At 32.1% G+C, this 18,433-nt stretch carries 14 protein-coding genes; 2 read left to right on the plus strand and 12 right to left on the minus strand.

Going from position 1 to position 18,433, the window contains the following annotated elements; translation table 11 throughout:
* Nucleotides 1–87 precede the first annotated feature (87 nt).
* Nucleotides 88–1,104, minus strand: coding sequence for a type I glyceraldehyde-3-phosphate dehydrogenase (gene gap, locus OCV48_RS07445; RefSeq protein WP_147591531.1), 1,017 nt, complete (start codon nt 1,102–1,104; stop codon nt 88–90).
* A gap of 269 nt (nt 1,105–1,373) precedes the next feature.
* Here gap and OCV48_RS07450 point away from each other — a divergent pair, with 269 nt between their 5' ends.
* Nucleotides 1,374–2,183, plus strand: coding sequence for a histidinol-phosphatase HisJ family protein (locus OCV48_RS07450; RefSeq protein WP_147591532.1), 810 nt, complete (start codon nt 1,374–1,376; stop codon nt 2,181–2,183).
* A 538-nt stretch (nt 2,184–2,721) separates the two neighbouring features.
* Here the strand turns inward: OCV48_RS07450 and OCV48_RS07455 are convergent.
* The 3 genes from OCV48_RS07455 to OCV48_RS07465 all read right to left on the minus strand — a co-directional run bounded on the left by OCV48_RS07455 (nt 2,722) and on the right by OCV48_RS07465 (nt 6,239).
* The gene (locus OCV48_RS07455) at nt 2,722–3,906 is read right to left on the minus strand and encodes a cache domain-containing protein (RefSeq protein WP_147591533.1); all 1,185 of its coding nucleotides are present in this window, start codon (nt 3,904–3,906) and stop codon (nt 2,722–2,724) included.
* A complete protein-coding gene (gene mnmA / locus OCV48_RS07460; RefSeq protein WP_147591534.1) occupies nt 3,906–5,003 on the minus strand; it encodes a tRNA 2-thiouridine(34) synthase MnmA in 1,098 nt (365 codons plus the stop codon). The genes OCV48_RS07455 and mnmA overlap by 1 nt, the downstream gene beginning before the upstream one ends.
* Before the next feature lie 69 nt (nt 5,004–5,072).
* Nucleotides 5,073–6,239 (minus strand): cysteine desulfurase family protein, encoded by a 1,167-nt coding sequence (locus tag OCV48_RS07465; RefSeq protein ID WP_147591535.1) that lies wholly within the window; start codon nt 6,237–6,239, stop codon nt 5,073–5,075.
* A 98-nt stretch (nt 6,240–6,337) separates the two neighbouring features.
* Between OCV48_RS07465 and OCV48_RS07470 the strand changes: the two genes are divergently transcribed.
* Nucleotides 6,338–7,855, plus strand: coding sequence for an oligosaccharide flippase family protein (locus OCV48_RS07470; protein WP_147591536.1), 1,518 nt, complete (start codon nt 6,338–6,340; stop codon nt 7,853–7,855).
* A gap of 107 nt (nt 7,856–7,962) precedes the next feature.
* On the opposite strand, the gene OCV48_RS07475 is transcribed toward OCV48_RS07470, so the two are convergent.
* The 8 genes from OCV48_RS07475 to metF all read right to left on the minus strand — a co-directional run bounded on the left by OCV48_RS07475 (nt 7,963) and on the right by metF (nt 18,433).
* Nucleotides 7,963–8,727 carry a TIGR03915 family putative DNA repair protein gene (locus OCV48_RS07475; RefSeq protein WP_021982600.1) on the minus strand — a complete coding sequence of 255 codons (765 nt, stop codon included), beginning with the start codon at nt 8,725–8,727 and terminating at the stop codon, nt 7,963–7,965.
* A gap of 24 nt (nt 8,728–8,751) precedes the next feature.
* Nucleotides 8,752–10,050, minus strand: coding sequence for a putative DNA modification/repair radical SAM protein (locus OCV48_RS07480; RefSeq protein ID WP_147591538.1), 1,299 nt, complete (start codon nt 10,048–10,050; stop codon nt 8,752–8,754).
* A gap of 402 nt (nt 10,051–10,452) precedes the next feature.
* Entirely contained in the window at nt 10,453–11,385 is a 933-nt protein-coding gene (gene metA / locus OCV48_RS07485) for a homoserine O-acetyltransferase MetA (protein WP_021983621.1), read from the minus strand.
* Between the two features lie 212 nt (nt 11,386–11,597).
* Nucleotides 11,598–13,562 carry an NAD-dependent DNA ligase LigA gene (gene ligA / locus OCV48_RS07490; protein ID WP_147591539.1) on the minus strand — a complete coding sequence of 655 codons (1,965 nt, stop codon included), beginning with the start codon at nt 13,560–13,562 and terminating at the stop codon, nt 11,598–11,600.
* Nucleotides 13,563–13,582: 20 nt separating this feature from the next.
* Nucleotides 13,583–14,326: a pseudouridine synthase gene (locus tag OCV48_RS07495; RefSeq protein ID WP_147591540.1), complete on the minus strand. Its 744-nt coding sequence runs from the start codon at nt 14,324–14,326 to the stop codon at nt 13,583–13,585.
* Nucleotides 14,327–14,341: 15 nt separating this feature from the next.
* Nucleotides 14,342–16,747 (minus strand): homocysteine S-methyltransferase family protein, encoded by a 2,406-nt coding sequence (locus OCV48_RS07500; protein WP_021983618.1) that lies wholly within the window; start codon nt 16,745–16,747, stop codon nt 14,342–14,344.
* Nucleotides 16,748–16,777: 30 nt separating this feature from the next.
* Nucleotides 16,778–17,461: a vitamin B12 dependent methionine synthase activation domain protein gene (locus OCV48_RS07505; protein ID WP_021983617.1), complete on the minus strand. Its 684-nt coding sequence runs from the start codon at nt 17,459–17,461 to the stop codon at nt 16,778–16,780.
* A gap of 111 nt (nt 17,462–17,572) precedes the next feature.
* Nucleotides 17,573–18,433 carry a methylenetetrahydrofolate reductase [NAD(P)H] gene (metF, locus tag OCV48_RS07510; protein ID WP_021983616.1) on the minus strand — a complete coding sequence of 287 codons (861 nt, stop codon included), beginning with the start codon at nt 18,431–18,433 and terminating at the stop codon, nt 17,573–17,575.

Below are 18,433 nucleotides of genomic sequence, written 5' to 3' on the forward strand. Positions count from 1 at the left end.
AATAATTAAAATAATAAATAAATATAATCTTAAAAAACGAGTCCGATCCATCCAGACCGGACCCGCTTAGGTTTTATATTGTCAAAATTATGCTAATTCTGAGAAATATTTAATTGTTCTTACCATCTGGCTTGTGTATGAGTTTTCGTTATCATACCAAGAAACAACCTGTACTTCGTAAAGGTCATCAGATACTTTGCTAACCATTGTCTGTGTAGCATCGAATAAAGAACCGAATCTCATACCAACGATATCGCTAGATACGATTTCATCTTCATTGTAACCGAATGATTCGTTAGAAGCTGCTTTCATAGCTGCGTTGATTCCGTCAACTGTTACGTCAGAACCTTTAACAACTGCTGTTAAGATTGTTGTAGAACCTGTAGGTGTTGGTACACGCTGTGCAGATCCGATTAATTTACCATTTAATTCTGGAATAACTAAACCGATGGCTTTTGCAGCACCTGTTGAGTTAGGTACGATATTAATTGCAGCTGCTCTAGATCTTCTTAAATCACCTTTTCTCTGTGGTCCATCAAGTGTCATCTGATCGCCTGTGTAAGCATGGATTGTTACCATGATACCTGACTGGATTGCTGCATATTTGTTAAGAGCATCAGCCATAGGTGCTAAACAGTTTGTTGTACAAGAAGCTGCTGAAATGATTGTATCATCAGCTTTTAATGTTGTATGGTTTGTGTTGTAAACGATTGTAGGAAGATCGTTACCAGCTGGAGCTGAGATAACTACCTTTCTTGCACCAGCATTGATATGAGCCTGTGCTTTTGCTTTAGATGTGTAGAAACCTGAACACTCTAAAACTACGTCTACTTTTAATTCTCCCCATGGGCAGTTGTTAGCATCTGGGAATGCATAAATCTTGATTTCTTTTCCATCAACTGTGATAGAATCTTCACCAGCTGTAACTTTATCAGCTAATTCATATTTACCCTGTGATGAATCATACTTTAATAAATGAGCTAACATTTTTGGACTTGTTAAGTCATTGATAGCTACTACTTCGTATCCTTCTGCTCCAAACATCTGTCTGAATGCAAGACGACCAATACGGCCAAAACCATTAATTGCAACTCTTACTGCCATTTTAATGTTCCTCCTAAAGTTATAAATAATAAGATTGTTAAAAATTTGACGTTAGGCAATATTCATTTCCCATTCAAAATTTAACCTAGGTGTATTGTACCTAATTTGTTTAAAAATATCAAGTATATTTTTGCCAAATTTTCTAATTATATACCTTTTCGATTGTATAGTATTAATGTATTGCATTGTATTTAATGGTTTTTGTCGCATATTTTAATATATTATGCTAAAATATGACCTATGATTTTAATAGGAAAGGAACTGATAAAATGAATAGACTTGTAGATTACCACATTCATACATTTTTCTCAGGTGACAGTGAAGCAAAAACTGACGAAATAGTTAAAAGTGCCATAGAAAAAGGCTTATCTTCTATATGCGTAACAGACCATTTAGATTTTGACTATATCGTTGATGATGTATTATTTGAATTAGATAAAGATAAATATTTTGAATATTTTGAAAATCTTCGTGAAGAATATAGAGATTTATTAGACATAAGAATCGGTATTGAAACAGGTCTTGAGCCTGATAAGTCAAAGAGACTTGATGATTTCATAAATAGACATAATTATGATTTTATCATCGGCTCTTCTCATTTAGTAAATGGTATTGATCCATTTTATCCTGAATATTTTAATGGAAGAACAGATTATCAGGCTTTTTTAGAATATTTTGAATCAATTGAAACTAATCTTAAATATTGCAAAAACTTTGATGTATACGGACATATTGATTATGTTGTCCGTTATTCTCCAAATAAGGATTTTAATTATAAAGTATTTGATTATTGTGATATTATAAATGAAATCCTAAAGAATTTAATTCATAATGGTAAAGGAATTGAAATAAATACAAGTGGATACCGTTCAGGATTATCTAATCCGAATCCCAATACAGAGATTATAAAAATGTACAGAGAACTTGGTGGCGAAATAATTACTATTGGTTCTGATGCACACAGACCTCAGGACATTGCTTATAATTTTAATAAAGCTGTCGAAATATTAAAAGGTTGTGGATTTAAATATTATACTGAATTTAAAAACCGTAAGCCTGAATTCATAAAACTTGATTAGATATTATAAAACAGACCTGGCTATTACATATGTAATTAATATTCGCCTGTTAAAGCAATTTGACATATGTAAATATCGAAACACCTTGTAATAATTGCTTAAATTTATGAGATATTATTTTTCGGCTCATATTTTGTGTGCATTCAACGAACATACAATTAAGCCGAGATGTACATCTATGACACACACTTTCATATGACTTAATCTAGTGAGAGTAAATGCCGCCATCTACAGAGGTTATTACGGAGCAGTAAATCAAACGCACTTCGCTTGAACGGTGATTTACTGCTCCGACCTTTTGTATCTGACGGCATTAACTCTCACACGATACGTCATAAATCAAGTGTGTGGCACAGACGTACACATCGGTTTAAGTGTATGGCTCTTGAATGAACATAAATAATCAAAAGAGCCGAAAAATGAATATCCATAAATTAGCAATTATTACAAAAGTTTTTATATTTATATATGCAAATTTGCTTAACACAGAAAATTTAATTCTATTATGTAATAGCCAGGTCTGTTTTATCATCAATCTCTATTCATTTGACATTTTCTTCTTTTTGGCAATCTTAATATCCATTGTCATCGTAATAAGTATGTAAATTATAAATACTACACTTAATGTGTATGCAAAACTATACGCATATGAAGACACTTTCTTTGCTACTGGTTCTATTGTATTGGCTGAAACGATGGATACAGAATACCAATTAGTATCAGGAACTATATCATAGCATATGTATCTTTTATGTTTTCCTGAACCATATGTAATTATTCCTGAACGTCCATTTTTTATTTGTTTTTTAAGTTTAGCAATTGATTTCTCATTTTTAATATTAATTGAATCTAAAAGTACAAATAAATTTGTATTTTTGCCAACAGCATCTGGTCTGGCAACTAATATACCATCTTCCTGAGAGATAAATGTTGTTCCAAGTTTCTCAAATGATGATGTATCAATAATCTCAGTAAATTCCTGAATATCATAATTACATATTAATGCGCCGACTATCTTATCATTTTTATAGACAGGCACACCAAGGCATATATATTCTACATTATTTTTTTCATCAGCTATAATTGTTGAAACACCATTATTTCCATTCAATATATTATCAAGAAATTCATTATGGTCATAACTAACAGAATCTCCGATTGTAAGAACCTCATCTTTATTAGCAGACACAAGACCTAATCCAACAAATTCATGTGCATTAAGAGCCTTTTCTAACAGATTTGAAGTCATATCAATATCGATTTCATCATTTTCATCATATAATAAAGATAAAGTCTTTAACACATTATACTCATCATTTATTTTAAGTCTTATTTTTTCAAGACTCTCAGATACCATTGATGTCAGATATACTTTAGTATTTTTATTAATCTGTTTCTGGACATCACTTTTGAATCCTGTAAAGGAATATGCAATGTATAAAGCTGCGATTATTAGTAAAATAAATTTATAGGTAATACATGTCCATAATAGTTTGCTAAAATCAACTATACTGGCTTTCAGATTACCAAGATTAATTCTAGAGGACTTGCCTGATTTAGTTTTTTTATCTCTTTTTGAAGCCTCTTCTGAAGCTTTGTCAGCTTTATTAGTAGTTTTAACTTTATTAGTTTTAACTTTATCAGTTTTAACAACATCGGTTTTAACTTCATCTGTTATATCAGTCTTATCAGTTTTTTTGATTTCTAAATTTTTTTTACTCATTAGTCTATACCTCTTAAAATAGTTCCACCAAATGCAACATATTCACCATCATATACAACTACTGCCTGTCCGGGAGTTACAGCTCTTACAGGTTCCTCAAATATACATTCTATATTGTTGCCATTCTTTTTAACATGACATTTTGTTCCACGATGGTTATAACGTATCTTGGCAATATATTCTTTATTTTCATCTACTTCTTCATCTGCCATATAATTAACATTATCAGCAATTAAAGTTGTTTTCAGAACATCTGTACTCTTTCCGATGACAACTTCATTAGATTCAGGGCGAATTTCAATTACGAATACCGGATATCCCATAGCAAGATTCAACCCTTTTCGTTGACCAACAGTATAATTTGTAATTCCCTTATGTTGACCAATCACATTTCCGTCTATATCCACGAAATTACCCGGAATAATATTATTATTTGTATTTCTGCGAATGAAACTTGCGTAATCATTGTCAGGTACAAAGCATATTTCCATACTGTCAGGTTTCTTTGCAACACTTAATCCTATTTCTTCAGCAATCTTTCTTACTTCATCTTTAGTATAACCACCAATGGGCATAAGTGTATGTGACAACTGATGTTGTGTAAGATTATACAGTGCATATGTCTGATCCTTGGCAGCCGTCACTGAATTTCTTATTGTATATCTTCCGTTATTAAGTTTATCTATTCTTGCATAATGTCCGGTCGCAATATAATCAGCACCTATTTCCAGTGAACGCTGCAATAATGATTCCCACTTTACATAACGGTTACAGGCTATACATGGATTAGGAGTTCTTCCAGCCATATATTCATTTATAAAATATTTAATTACCTTTTCATTAAATTCGCTTCTGAAATTCATTACATAATAAGGAATGTCTAACATATTAGCTACGCGTCTGGCATCATCTACGGCACTTAGTCCACAACAGCCACCTTCAGCTGAAGCATCATAAGAGTCATCTTCCTGCCATATCTGCATTGTAACACCTATGACGTCATATCCTTCTTGTTTTAACAGATATGCTGCGACAGATGAATCTACACCACCGGACATTCCAACTACAACTTTTTTATTCTTCTTAATTATTTCCATATCTTTGTAGTTTAATAACCATACCTTTCTAATGTAATATTAATAATTAGCTATTATACATTCAAATTCTTATTTTGTAAAATAACTATTATATTCTGATGATTTTTTTCTAAGTTCACTTATAATATTTTTGGTATTATTTACAACAAAATCTATTTCATCTTTGGTTGTTTCATCGGAAATCGTAAATCTTATTGATGAATATGCAAGTTCTTCAGGAAGTCCTATCGAAATCAGGACATGCGATGGCTTACTGCTATTACTTGAACAGGCAGAACCACTTGAAGCACATATTCCTTTCATATCTAATAATGCTAGAATTTCTGAAGCTTCTACAAACTGAAAAGAAATATTTATATTTCCCGGAAGTCTGTTACGCCTGCTTCCGTTAAGCCTTGAAAATGGTATCTCTCTTAATATTCTTTCGATAAAATAATCTCTGAGTGATACTTTGTAGCGTGCTTTATTCATCATATTATTATGAGAAAGTTCAGCAGCTTTAGCCATTCCAACAATAGATGGAACGTTCTGTGTTCCTGCCCGTAGTCCCTTTTCCTGTCCACCACCGAATAATAAAGGCACTGTTTTAACACTATCATTTATATATAGAAAGCCAATTCCTTTTGGTCCATGGAACTTATGAGCACTGGCACTTAATAAATCGATATTCATCTGCCTAACATCTATTGGTATCTGTCCATATGCCTGAACGGCATCGGTATGAAATATTATTCCTCTCTCATGACAGATTTTACCGATTTTAGAAATAGGTTCAATTGTTCCAATCTCATTATTTGCCATCATAACAGATACTAATATTGTTTCATCAGTAATTTCATCAATTAACCGTTGCAATTTTATCACACCATATTCGTCAACGTCAATATAAGAAATTTTAAAATCCAGGTCCTCTAAATTTTTGGACGTCTTTAGAATTGCAGGGTGTTCTATTTTCGAAGTAATAATGTGTTTACCTTTGTTTTTATATGCTTTGGCAACTGTTCTAAGTGCCCAGTTATCAGACTCTGTTCCTCCCGATGTGAAATATATCTCATCTGATGTTGCATTTATTGTATCAGAAATAATATTTCTGGCATTTTCAATAGCATCCCTGCTTTTACCTGCAAATTCATATATACTTGATGGGTTTCCGTATAGTATTGTAAAATATTCAAGCATTTCATCTACCACTTCTTTTTTTGTCTTTGTAGTAGCTGCGTTATCCATATAAATCATTTTTTACCTCCACATCTATAATTCCCGTTATAACAAAGTAATTTTGAATACATATAATAAATGCTACATATAATTTCAAAAAAGAGTTCCGTTTCAAAATGAATAAATCATATATATCAACATTTACAAAAAGCAGTATAATCAAAGGAACGATTATTTTAACTTTTGCAGGTTTTATAACAAGAATAATTGGCTTTTTATTTAGAATATTCCTTACAGGCAAAATTGGTGCAGAGGGTCTTGGAATTTATCAATTAATTTTTCCAATACAAATTGTCTGTTTTTCATTTTGTACTATGGGTTTTGAAATGGCTATATCTAAGCTCGTGGCTGCAAACAGAAAATCTTCTGATAATGCCGGATTATATTATCTTATAAGTGGAATATTAATGTCTGTTATTATCTCAGTAGTAATTACCGTTATTGTATTTACTAATTCTGACTATATAGCAAGAAGATTATTATTAGAGCCAAGATGTTCAGAGCTTGTTATGTATATGAGCCTATCTATTCCGTTAGCCAGTATTCATTCCTGTATATGCGGTTATTATCTTGGAATAAAGAATTCACGTATTCCGGCATTAACTCAGGTTATCGAACAGCTAATCAGAGTAATTTCAATTTATTTAATAATTATGCTCTTTGAAAAATATAATTACAGAGTTACTCCTGTAGTGGCTGTTATGGGTTCGGTTATTGGTGAACTTTCTTCTACTATTTACTGTGTCTTAAGTATTAATAAGAATTTAAGAAAGAACTTTAAATACTCTGTATTCTATCAGAAAATCAAGTATGTATCAAAAGAACTTTTTATGTTGTCATTCCCGCTCACATTGAATAAGTTAATGTTAAGTATATTGCAAAGCATACAAAGTGTACTGGTTCCAAGCATGTTAATCACTTATGGGTTATCCTCTAAAGATGCCCTTAGTATATATGGTATAATTCTTGGACTTGTACTGCCATTAATAATGTTTCCAAGTGCTATCGTTAATTCTATGGCATTACTCCTGCTTCCTGCAATTTCAGAAGCTGACAGCAATAATAATACTGACAAAATACAAATAGCAACCAAAAAAGCGACTTTCTTTAGTATTGTATTTGGAATATTGTGTCTTGGCATATTTGCAAGGTATGGTAATGAAATATCATTACTTCTATTCAGGAATAATTCCGGTGAATATATTAGTAGTTTAGGACTTATCTGTCCGTTTATATTCGTTACTGCAACTATGGCAAGTACCATCAATGGTCTTGGACATACGGAGATAACATTTATACATAATATTGTCTCTACATTAATTCAGATTTTATCAATTATATTTCTTATACCCAGATATGGTATAAACGGATATATTACAGGCTTGATAATCAGCACAGTAATTAGTGCAATAAGTCATTATATTTCAATGTACCGTCTGATTAAATTTAAGTTAAATATCATGAAAACATTCATATATCCCTTTATCGTTATATTTCTGCTAATTAAAATATGTGATTTTGTATTTTTAAATATAAGTGCTTTAAACACTATATACGCTTTTATATGCTCTGGGGTAGTTATCTGTATATTATATAGCCTGATTTATATAAATATTTTCAAAAATTTAAATTAGATTTTTAAAATATTATATATTACGTTGAAGCCAGGAAGACTTCAGTCCATAAACGTTATATTGAATGTATTTGTGAATACTATATATATATCGTTATGATATCAATGTTAAATAAATTCTGTCATATATTTCTGAAACCTCAAAGGAAGCATCTGAGTCTGAAATTTAATATTAGTTCTCTCTTTTATAGCAATGCTTTGACAGAATTTCTTATACAGATTACTATACAATTCTTCATACGAAGAGATTTCAAGCTCCTTATCTGACAGAAAATCACCTGAGACTATAATCCATTCTTGATATTCAGGATGGACTACACATAAGTTTCTGATTTCATCATATATGATAAAATTCTCATTTGGTAAACGGTCAGCAAAATGCGGTGCAATAAAGGTTATAATATTATTCTTTGGACCAATTTTAGAAAAGAGAATATCTCCGTTTAATTCTTGAAATCTTAGAAAACCTTTAAGATGTAAAATTTCATTATTTACCTCTCGTGCCATTTTAAATACATTATTTACGTAATTATCTGATAAATCATTTATAAGATTTAGTTTATTCTTCATTGATAACCCTTTTACAATCATATGATATACGTTGTCTGCTTTATTATTGTTCCGGCTTGCAATACACTGACATATTATGATATAGCAGTGTTCACCAAATTCACGTATAAGAGTCCTTGCAACCTTTAATGCTTTAACATCATCAGAAGTAATATTTATATATTCCGTAAAGAATTCAAGATTATCATCCGCACAAGTTCTCATAATAGTATCATTATGATTATATTTACATTCATATGCTGTATATATTGCAGTAAATATCCCCTCTATTGAATCTTCACAATATAATACTTTTTTTCTCATACTAATCTCCATTCCGCAGCAATATTAGTCATTCGTATCATCAAATAATGACAATTGTTTATAAGTTACATTATCCACAGAAAATGGATACCTGTCTTTAGGATCAATTATATTTCTTACTATATAATCTTCATCAATTTTAGTATTATACATCATCTTTCCATTACATGTAATGAAGTATAATGCTCTTTTTAATACCACTCCGATTTTCTTCAAATCTTCAAATGACAGATTACCACTTCGTCTGGCATATACTATTCTCTTTGCACTTTTAACTCCGACTCCCGGTATTCTTAATAAAGTATTATAATCAGCCTTATTTATCTCAATAGGAAACAGCTCTAAATGTCTTATAGCCCAGTTACACTTAGGATCTAATAATACGTTGAAATTCGGACGTTCTTCACTAAGCAGTTCATTTGATTTAAAGCCATAGAATCTTAGAAGAAAGTCTGCCTGATATAGCCTGTGTTCACGCAATAACGGCGGACCGCTTGTAAGTACAGGCAGATTCTTATCGTTGTTGACATTGACAAATGCTGAATAGAATACGCGCTTTAAATCATACTTATTATAAAGTGCTTCTGCTATGGTTATAATCTGGTAGTCACTTTCAGGTGTAGCACCGACTATCATCTGGGTTGACTGTCCTGCCGAAACGAACTTAGGTGCGTTCTTATATAACATCATTTCATTCTTATTCTGTATAATTCCATTCTTAATCTGTTTCATCGGTTTTAATATATTATTTCTATGCTTATTAGGTGCAAGATTTCTTAAGCCCTCTGCAGTAGGAAGTTCCATATTTACACTCATTCTGTCAGCTAGCAATCCGGTACTTTGTATTATCTCGGGAGATGCTCCGGGAATGGCTTTTACATGTATATAACCATTAAAATTATATTCATTTCTAAGTTTATATATTGTTCTATAGATTAACTCCATAGTGTAATCAGGAGATTTAATAATTCCTGAACTTAAAAACAATCCCTCAATATAATTTCGCCTGTAAAACTGCATAGTAAGCTCGCATACCTCTTCTGGTGTAAATGTTACCCTTTCTACATCATTAGAACATCTGTTTATACAATATTTGCAATCATAAATGCACTCATTAGTAAATAAAATCTTTAAAAGTGATATACAACGTCCATCGGCTGAAAAACTATGGCATATCCCTCCCTTTACTGCATTACCGATATCTTTTCCATTGCCTTTTCTGCCTGTACCACTGCTGGTACAGGCAACATCATATTTGGCAGCATCACTTAATACCTCAAGTTTATGAAATATATTCTTTCCATTAGTAATTGTATAATCCATATTACACCTCGAACATATGTTTGATATAAATATAATATCACAATTCTTAATCGAACACAAGTTCTTTTTTTGATTTATTTTAACAGTTTATTTTAAGACTTGTTATGATTGTCGCAATTATATACTTAAAGCATACGATGGATAAATTACAATAATGTTCTATATGATTAATAATTAAAAAAAATAAAGAATGTCGCTTGTGACATTCTCCTCATGCGGCGGGTTGCTATAGCAACATTTTCTGCTCCGTCGCAGTGCGATCCTCGCGGAGTGTTTTTTATTTAACAGGACAATTTCAACGAAATTTTCTGGTAAGTAAAAAAGCAATCTCCAGGTTTCAATAGCCAAAAGATTGCTTTTATTATTTCATTATTTTATTATTATATTAATTAAATTTACTTTCTACTTCCCACTATTTTCTGATGTATCAATCAAATCATAAGGTGTCAACTGGTATACATAATAATTAAGCCAGTTTGTATATATCGCATTTGCATGTGCTCTCCATGTAAGTAATGGTGGATTGTCAGGATTATCGTCTTTATAGTAATTATAAGGGATATGTATAGAAAGTCCTTTCTCTAAGTCCCTCTTATACTCGATATCTAAAGTCATTCTGTCATATTCAGGATGTCCTGTCATAAAAATCTGTTTGCCATCTTCAGCAATAATTATAAATGGACCTGCTTCATCTGATTCAGCAAGTACTGTCAGGTTCTTATTAGCTTTAATATCTTCTGGTAAGACACCAATATGTCTTGAATGAGGAGCTAGAAATACGTCATCAAAACCTCTCATTAATGGGACTTTTCTATGAATAACTCTGTGTTCATAGATTCCAAAACATTTCTCAGGTAATCTTACTGTAGGAATATTATAATGATAATATAATCCTGCCAATGCACCCCAGCAGATATGAAGAGTTGATGTAACATTAGTTTTTGTGAAGTCCATAATCTTTTTCATCTCGTCCCAGTAATCAACATCCTCATATGCGTAATCATCTAATGGTGCACCAGTAATAATGAAACCATCGAATTTCTTATGTTTTATTTCGTCAAATGTACTGTAAAACTGATTCAAATGACTTGCAGGAGTATTCTTCGAAATATGTGAAGCTATATGGACAAAAGTCACATCAACCTGTAATGGTGTATTTGATAACGCTCTTAATAACTGAATTTCTGTTTCATGTTTTAAAGGCATAAGATTTAATATTGCAATCTTTAATGGACGGATATCCTGTCTTATAGCCCTGGTTTCGTCCATTATAAATATATTTTCTTGTTCGATTACCGCTTTCGCAGGTAAATCGGATTTTACTTTAATTGGCATATTATTCTCCATTCCGCAGACGTTATTGTCAGAGAAACCTCGAGCTGAATATTAAATTCCGCTCCACGATAAAAGCTAATTTGTGACGCCTACGGCACAAATTAGTTATAAAAAAATAATCGCATCAGCATTATTTTTTCACTATTCTCCTATATAAATACTATTACATAAATACAATTTTAATCAGTTCAATGATTATAATACAAAATTCTCTATCTTTCAACACCTGCTAATGTCATAAATTCTTCTTCAGTAATTATACTTACTCCTAATTCCTTAGCTTTCTTATTCTTTGATGATGTAGATAAAGAGTCATTATTAATAAGATAATCAGTCTTTTTACTAACAGAATTCGTTGTCTTACCTCCAAGACTTTCAATATAATTCTTAAGGGCATCACGATTTTCATAGTGATTTAAAGAACCTGTTATTACAAATGTTTTGTTAGCAATATTTTCATTTGCTAAACTTACTGCTTCACTTTCCTTTATGTTGATTTCCTTTAACAAATTGTTGAATTCTTCCATATTATTTTCATCTGCGAAATAATTTACGAATGAATCTGCAATAATTTCACCGACACCATCTATTTTAACCAGATCATCTTTTGTTGATTTAATTAATGCATATATGTCATCGTTATACTGGTGACATAACATTTTAGCGTTCGTAAGTCCTATATTAGAAATTCCGAGTCCGAAAATAACGCGATATGCTTCCGTATTCCTTGAATTATCTATAGATTCTATAAAGTTATCAAATGATTTTCTTCCAAAACCTTTAGTACTTACAATCTCATCTTCATAATCTTTAAGATGATAGATATCTGCAAACTGATGTATATATCCGCTGTCAACGAATTTCTCTAATGTTTCCTCGGACATTCCGTCAATATTCATTGCATTTCTTCCTGCAAAATGCGTATACTTCTTGATTTCCTTAGCAGGACATATTTTATTAAGGCAATATAAGAATTTAAAGCCATTATCTTCCTTAATAACAGTTTTGCCGCCACATACAGGACAGACTTCAGGTACATTTTTAAGACCTGACCTTGTAAGATTCTCGGCAATCTGTGGAATAATCATATTAGCTTTATATACCTGAATGGTATCGCCGATTCCAAGTTCTAAGCCCTCTGCAACACTTACATTATGAATACTTGCTCTTGTAACAGTTGTACCCTCTAATTCTACAGGTTCAAATACAGCTACCGGATTAATAAGTCCTGTTCTTGAAGCACTCCAGTCAATATTGATAAGTTTCGTTTCAGCTATCTCATCTCTCCACTTAAAAGCAATTCCGTTACGTGGGAACTTAGCCGTACGTCCAAGTGACAGACCATATTCAATATCATCATACATAAGAACTAGTCCATCTGATGGTAAATCATTTTTTTCTATGGCATTTGCAAAGTATTCTACTCTTTCACGCATATTTTCTGATGTAACAGCAAAATGCTCTACAACTGAGAAACCCTGTGATTCCAGCCACTCAAACTGTTTAAGAATTGAATTATCAAAATTAACATTTTCAGCTTTAATTAATGCAAATGCAAAGAAATTAACGTTACGTTTTGCAGTTATTTCATTATTAAGCTGTCTTACCGAACCTGAACATAGATTTCTAGGATTCTTATATTTAGCTGCTAAGTCAGTAATTTCATCGTTAATTATATTGAAATCTGAATATTTTATTACTGCTTCTCCTCGGATTATTAATTCTCCTGTATATGGAATTCTAAGAGGAATATTTTTAAATACCTTTGCATTATTTGTAATTACTTCTCCGACCTCACCATTACCTCTTGTAACTGCTTTATATAAGCTTCCGTCCCTATAAGTAAGAACTACTGTTAATCCATCTAATTTCCACGACAGAACCCCCTTATGATTGCCGGCAAAACTTATTAATTCGTCTACTTCTTTCGTCTTATCTAACGATAACATAGGACTTTCGTGTCTTTCTTTAGGTAATTCACTTAATACCTCATATCCGACATTTGATGTAGGACTGTTAGACATTCGAAAACCTGTCTCATCCTCAAGTGTGGCCAGTTCATCATATAATTTATCATATTCAAAATTGCTCATTATCTCATTTCCGTCCTGATAATAAGCCTTTGATGCATTATTAAGAATATATGTCAACTCTTTTATTCTATTTACCTTTTCCACATTTTCCTCACTTCTGAGCTTTAAATATTTTTTAGCAATTCATCAAGCTCTGTCTTATTTATATTTCTATAATTTCCTGTTTTCAGATTTCCTATACGGATATTCATAACACGTATTCTGTGCAAATCAAGAACTTTATATGATAATGCTTCGCACATTCTTCTTATCTGTCTGTTAAGTCCCTGGGTAAGAATTATATTAAATGTATAATCGTCAGTCTTTTTTATACTACATTTTCTGGTTACTGTATCTAAGATAGGTACACCATTTGCCATTTTAGCAAGAAAATCATCTGTAATTTTTTTATTAACTCTAACAAAATATTCCTTTTCATGACAATTAACCGCTTTGGCAATTTTGTTTGCTAAATCTCCGTCATTAGTCATAAGAATTAAGCCTGTCGAATTCTTATCGAGACGACCAACATAGAATATCTTCTTTGGATATTTAATATAATCTATTATATTATCTGGATTACTGCGATCAGTAGTACATTCAATACCTGCCGGCTTATTAAATGCTAAAAGGACCATATCTTCTTCAAGTGAAGCTATTTTACCATTACATTCCACTTTATCATTAGAGGTAATTCTCATACCCATCTCGGCTTTTTTACCATTTACATATACTTTTCCGTCAGCTATTAATCTGTCCGCTTCACGTCTTGAACAGATTCCTGAATCACTTAAATATTTATTAAGTCGTATTCCTGATTCATTCTTAGAATTGTCTGTTTTACTCTGAATAAATAATTTCTTCTGCATAATAAAATTCACTTCTTAGCCTAATACCTGTTTAGCAATGTCTACAGATTCCTTAGCATCTTTAGAATAGAAATCCGCACCAATCTTTTCAGCATAATCAGGTGTAAGAACAGCTCCTCCGACCATTATCTTGCAATCAAGATTATTATTTCTTATAAGCTTAATAGTTTCTTCCATAGATACTAAAGTAGTTGTCATAAGTGCTGAAAGTCCTACTAACTTTACATCATGTTCAATTACTGCATCTACAACTTTCTGGTAATCTACGTCTTTACCAAGGTCGATAACTGTATAGCCATAATTCTCTAACAATACTTTTACAATATTTTTACCTATGTCGTGAACGTCACCTTTAACTGTAGCAAGTACAATTTTTCCCTTACTTACAGATTCAGAATTATTTTTGCTTATCACTTCTTTTATTACTGCGAACGCAGCCTGTGCAACATCAGCAGCCATAATTAACTGTGGGAGAAATATCTTTCCTGTTTCAAATTCACTTCCAGCCTTATCAAGTGCAGGAATAAGATGTGCATTAATAATCTCCATAGAGTCCATAGTCTGTAACATTTCTTTAGTTATTCTTGCACCATCATTTTTAAGTCCATTTTCTATTGCATATTCTAATGAATTAGTGTCAGTATTCTTGTCAACTGCATTATTTACTGCCTGTGCCTTTGTTGGTGCTGCTTTAGATGGAAGCATATACTGTAATTGATTATTGTATGCATCTATATATTCAACTGAATTTTTGTCGTGTCCCATTAAGAGTCTGTATGCTCTTACTGTTCCTGACATAGCAGCAATATTAGGATTAATAATTGGCAAATCAAGACCATTTGTAAGTGCCATTGCTAAAAATGTATGATTTACAAGTTCCCTTCCGGGTAAACCAAATGAAATGTTAGATACACCAAGAACAGTCTTTAAGCCTAATTCTGTCTTGACTCTGTTAACTGCCTTAAGCGTCTCTACAACTCCATCCTGTTCAGCAGATGCTGTAAGTGTAAGACAGTCAATAAATACATCTTCTTTAGGAATTCCTATAGAAATGGCATTATCTAATATTCTCTTTGCAATTTCAAATCTTTTATCTGCACTCTTAGGAATACCATTTTCATCTAATGTAAGACCTACAACTGCAGCACCATATTTCTTGACTAAAGGTAATACTGTTTTTAATGATTTTTCTTCACCATTAACCGAATTGACAATTGGTTTACCATTATATACTCTGAGTGCTGCCTCTAATACTTCGGGTATGGTTGAATCAATCTGTAAAGGTGTTTCAGCTATACTCTGGATTGATTTAATTGCCTTAATCATCATTTCTTTCTCATCTACACCAGGAAGACCTACATTTACATCTAAGATTTCTGCACCTGCATGAATCTGTTCTATAGCCTGATTAAGTATATAATCAATATCATTATTTAATAAGGCTTCTTTGAATTTCTTCTTACCTGTAGGGTTAATTCTTTCACCGATAATTCTTGGCTGATTTATAAATACTGTTTCAGTAGCAGAGCAGACAGCAGACTTTTTAATTGCATTTTTATAGTTTGTTGCAAGTCCATTAAATAAATTCGTAACCTCTTTGATATATTCAGGAGTTGTACCACAACAGCCACCTAGAATCTTAACTCCATAATCGGAGAATTTAGTAAGTTGTCCTGCAAATTCTTTTGGAGAAACATTATATTCATTAGTTACAGGATCTGGTAATCCGGCATTAGGTTTTACGACAATTGGTGTATCTGTACATTGTGCTAATTCGTCTATTACATCATATAAATCTTCAGGTCCTAATGAACAGTTTACACCCATGGCATCAACACCTAATCCATCAAGTGTATATGCCATATTTGTAATACCGCAGCCTGTAAATGTTCTGTGATTTTTTTCAAATGTCATAGTACAGACAATAGGTAAATCTGTATTTTCTTTTGCTGCAAGGACAGCAGCCTTTAATTCGTATAAATCTGTCTGAGTCTCAAATACAACTAAATCGGCATCTTTACCGGCAATAAGCTGTTCCTTATATATTTCATAAGCCTCTTCAAATTTCAAAGTTCCCGTAGGTTCAAGCAACTGGCCAATTGGTCCTATGTCAAGGGCTACAAGTGTGTCTGTTCCTTTGCATGCTTCTCTTGCATTCTTTATAGCTGCACTGATAATTTCGCTTACACTTTTACCTGTGGCTTTTAACTTATATGCATTAGCACCAAATGTATTAGCATAAATTACATCCGCACCGGCATTAATGTACATCTTATGAATATCTATAATCCAGTCAGGATTCTCTAAATTAAGTAATTCAGGTATTGCACCTATCTTCATTCCTTTTGCCTGAAGCATCGTACCCATACCACCATCGAAAAATATATATCTGTCTTCTTTCAAAAGCTGTCTGAAATCCATAATTCTACCTATTGCCTTTCTTTAGCCACATTATTTACTGCATTGTGTTCCGTTTTTTCTGAAATTACATGTCTCTTTCAGATTACAGTTGTCACATGACTTCTTATTTTCAACCGTTTTCTTTGATAATCCTACAACACATGTTACCGATTTAAGTGGTGTTAAAAGACAATTCTCATTTGTGCAGACACCAATTCTTTTTCCAGCATCAAGAGTTTCTAATAACTGTTTCTGTGTTGTAAGTGGAAAATCTCCATATCCTACTCCAAAACGCCATGTATTGTTATATTCTTGAAAATCTTTTAGAAATATTTTCTCTACTTCATCGCAGACCTGCTCAATCGCAGCATTGGCAAGAGCATCCATAATCAGCACATTCACCATTCCAGTAGGCTCTGTTCTTCGCATCAGCTTGTCTACATCGCCTGATAATGTTGCACACATAACTACTGCCTTATCACAGTCTTTAAGATGATTTGCTATGGAATGTCCCTTTAGAGTCAACTCTGCACCCACAAGATTAACTCCGTCTTCTAGAACATCAATATCAAATACCTTATAGCAATATCTTGGCTTTATCACTTTTAGTATTTCCATCTCGGACTGCAATATTAATTTAGTCATATTGACATCAGGAAGTGTATCTTTGTATCCTAAATACCTGGCAGCTTCTGCTTTATTAATATTTTTTAAAATAATATCTGAAGTATCCAAAATCTTTCTCCTTACTTCCGTAATATATAAATTAAAATATGTATATGTATTTAACTCTTTTAATTTTTATATTACGATATTTTATATCTATAAACGTTTTATTTATTATATTTATAATAATGATGAAATGCTTTCGCTTATTCTTCTTGCAACATATGGATTATTCATTGTATATAGATGAATACCATCAACTCCATTAGAGATTAAGTCAACTATCTGGTCTATTGCATATGCGATTCCGGCATCGCGAAGAGCTTCCGGATTATGCTCATATTTCTGCATCATCTTTGTGAATTTAACAGGTAAGCTTGCTCCACACATTGATACCATTCTTTCAATTTGATTCTTATTAATAACCGGCATAATACCTGCTTCGATAGGAACATCGATTCCTGCAATTCTTGCTTTTTCAAGGAAATCATAGAAATGTGAATTATCAAAAAATAACTGTGACATAAGATGATCTGCACCTGCATCTACTTTTATCTTAAGATGTTTAATATCATCTATAATTGATTCTGTCTCCATATGCCCTTCTGGGTAACATGCTCCTGAAACTGAGAAATCTCCATGTTCCTTTATATATGTTACAAGTTCGCTTGCATATTTGAAATCATGCTTAGGTGGAATATCAGGATTAATATCTCCACGAAGTGCTAAGATATTCTGTATACCTTTCTCCTTTAACTGACCAAGAATTACATCAATGTCATTCTTAGTACAGTTAACACATGTAAGATGTGCAGCTGAAGTTATATTATACTTGTCCTGTATTACTGAAGCAATCTGACATGTTTTTGAATCAGCTGTATTACCACCTGCACCATATGTAACTGATATAAAAGCCGGATTCAAATCGCTTAATTCGTCTAATGTATTATAAATTGTGTCAATAGAACTTGTCTTTTTAGGTGGAAAGATTTCAAAAGAAAGTACTGTTTTTCCTTCTTTAAATAATTCTGGTATTCTCAT

The sequence above is a fragment of the Bovifimicola ammoniilytica genome, assembly GCF_025567085.1.
Lineage (GTDB): Bacteria > Bacillota > Clostridia > Lachnospirales > Lachnospiraceae > Bovifimicola > Bovifimicola ammoniilytica.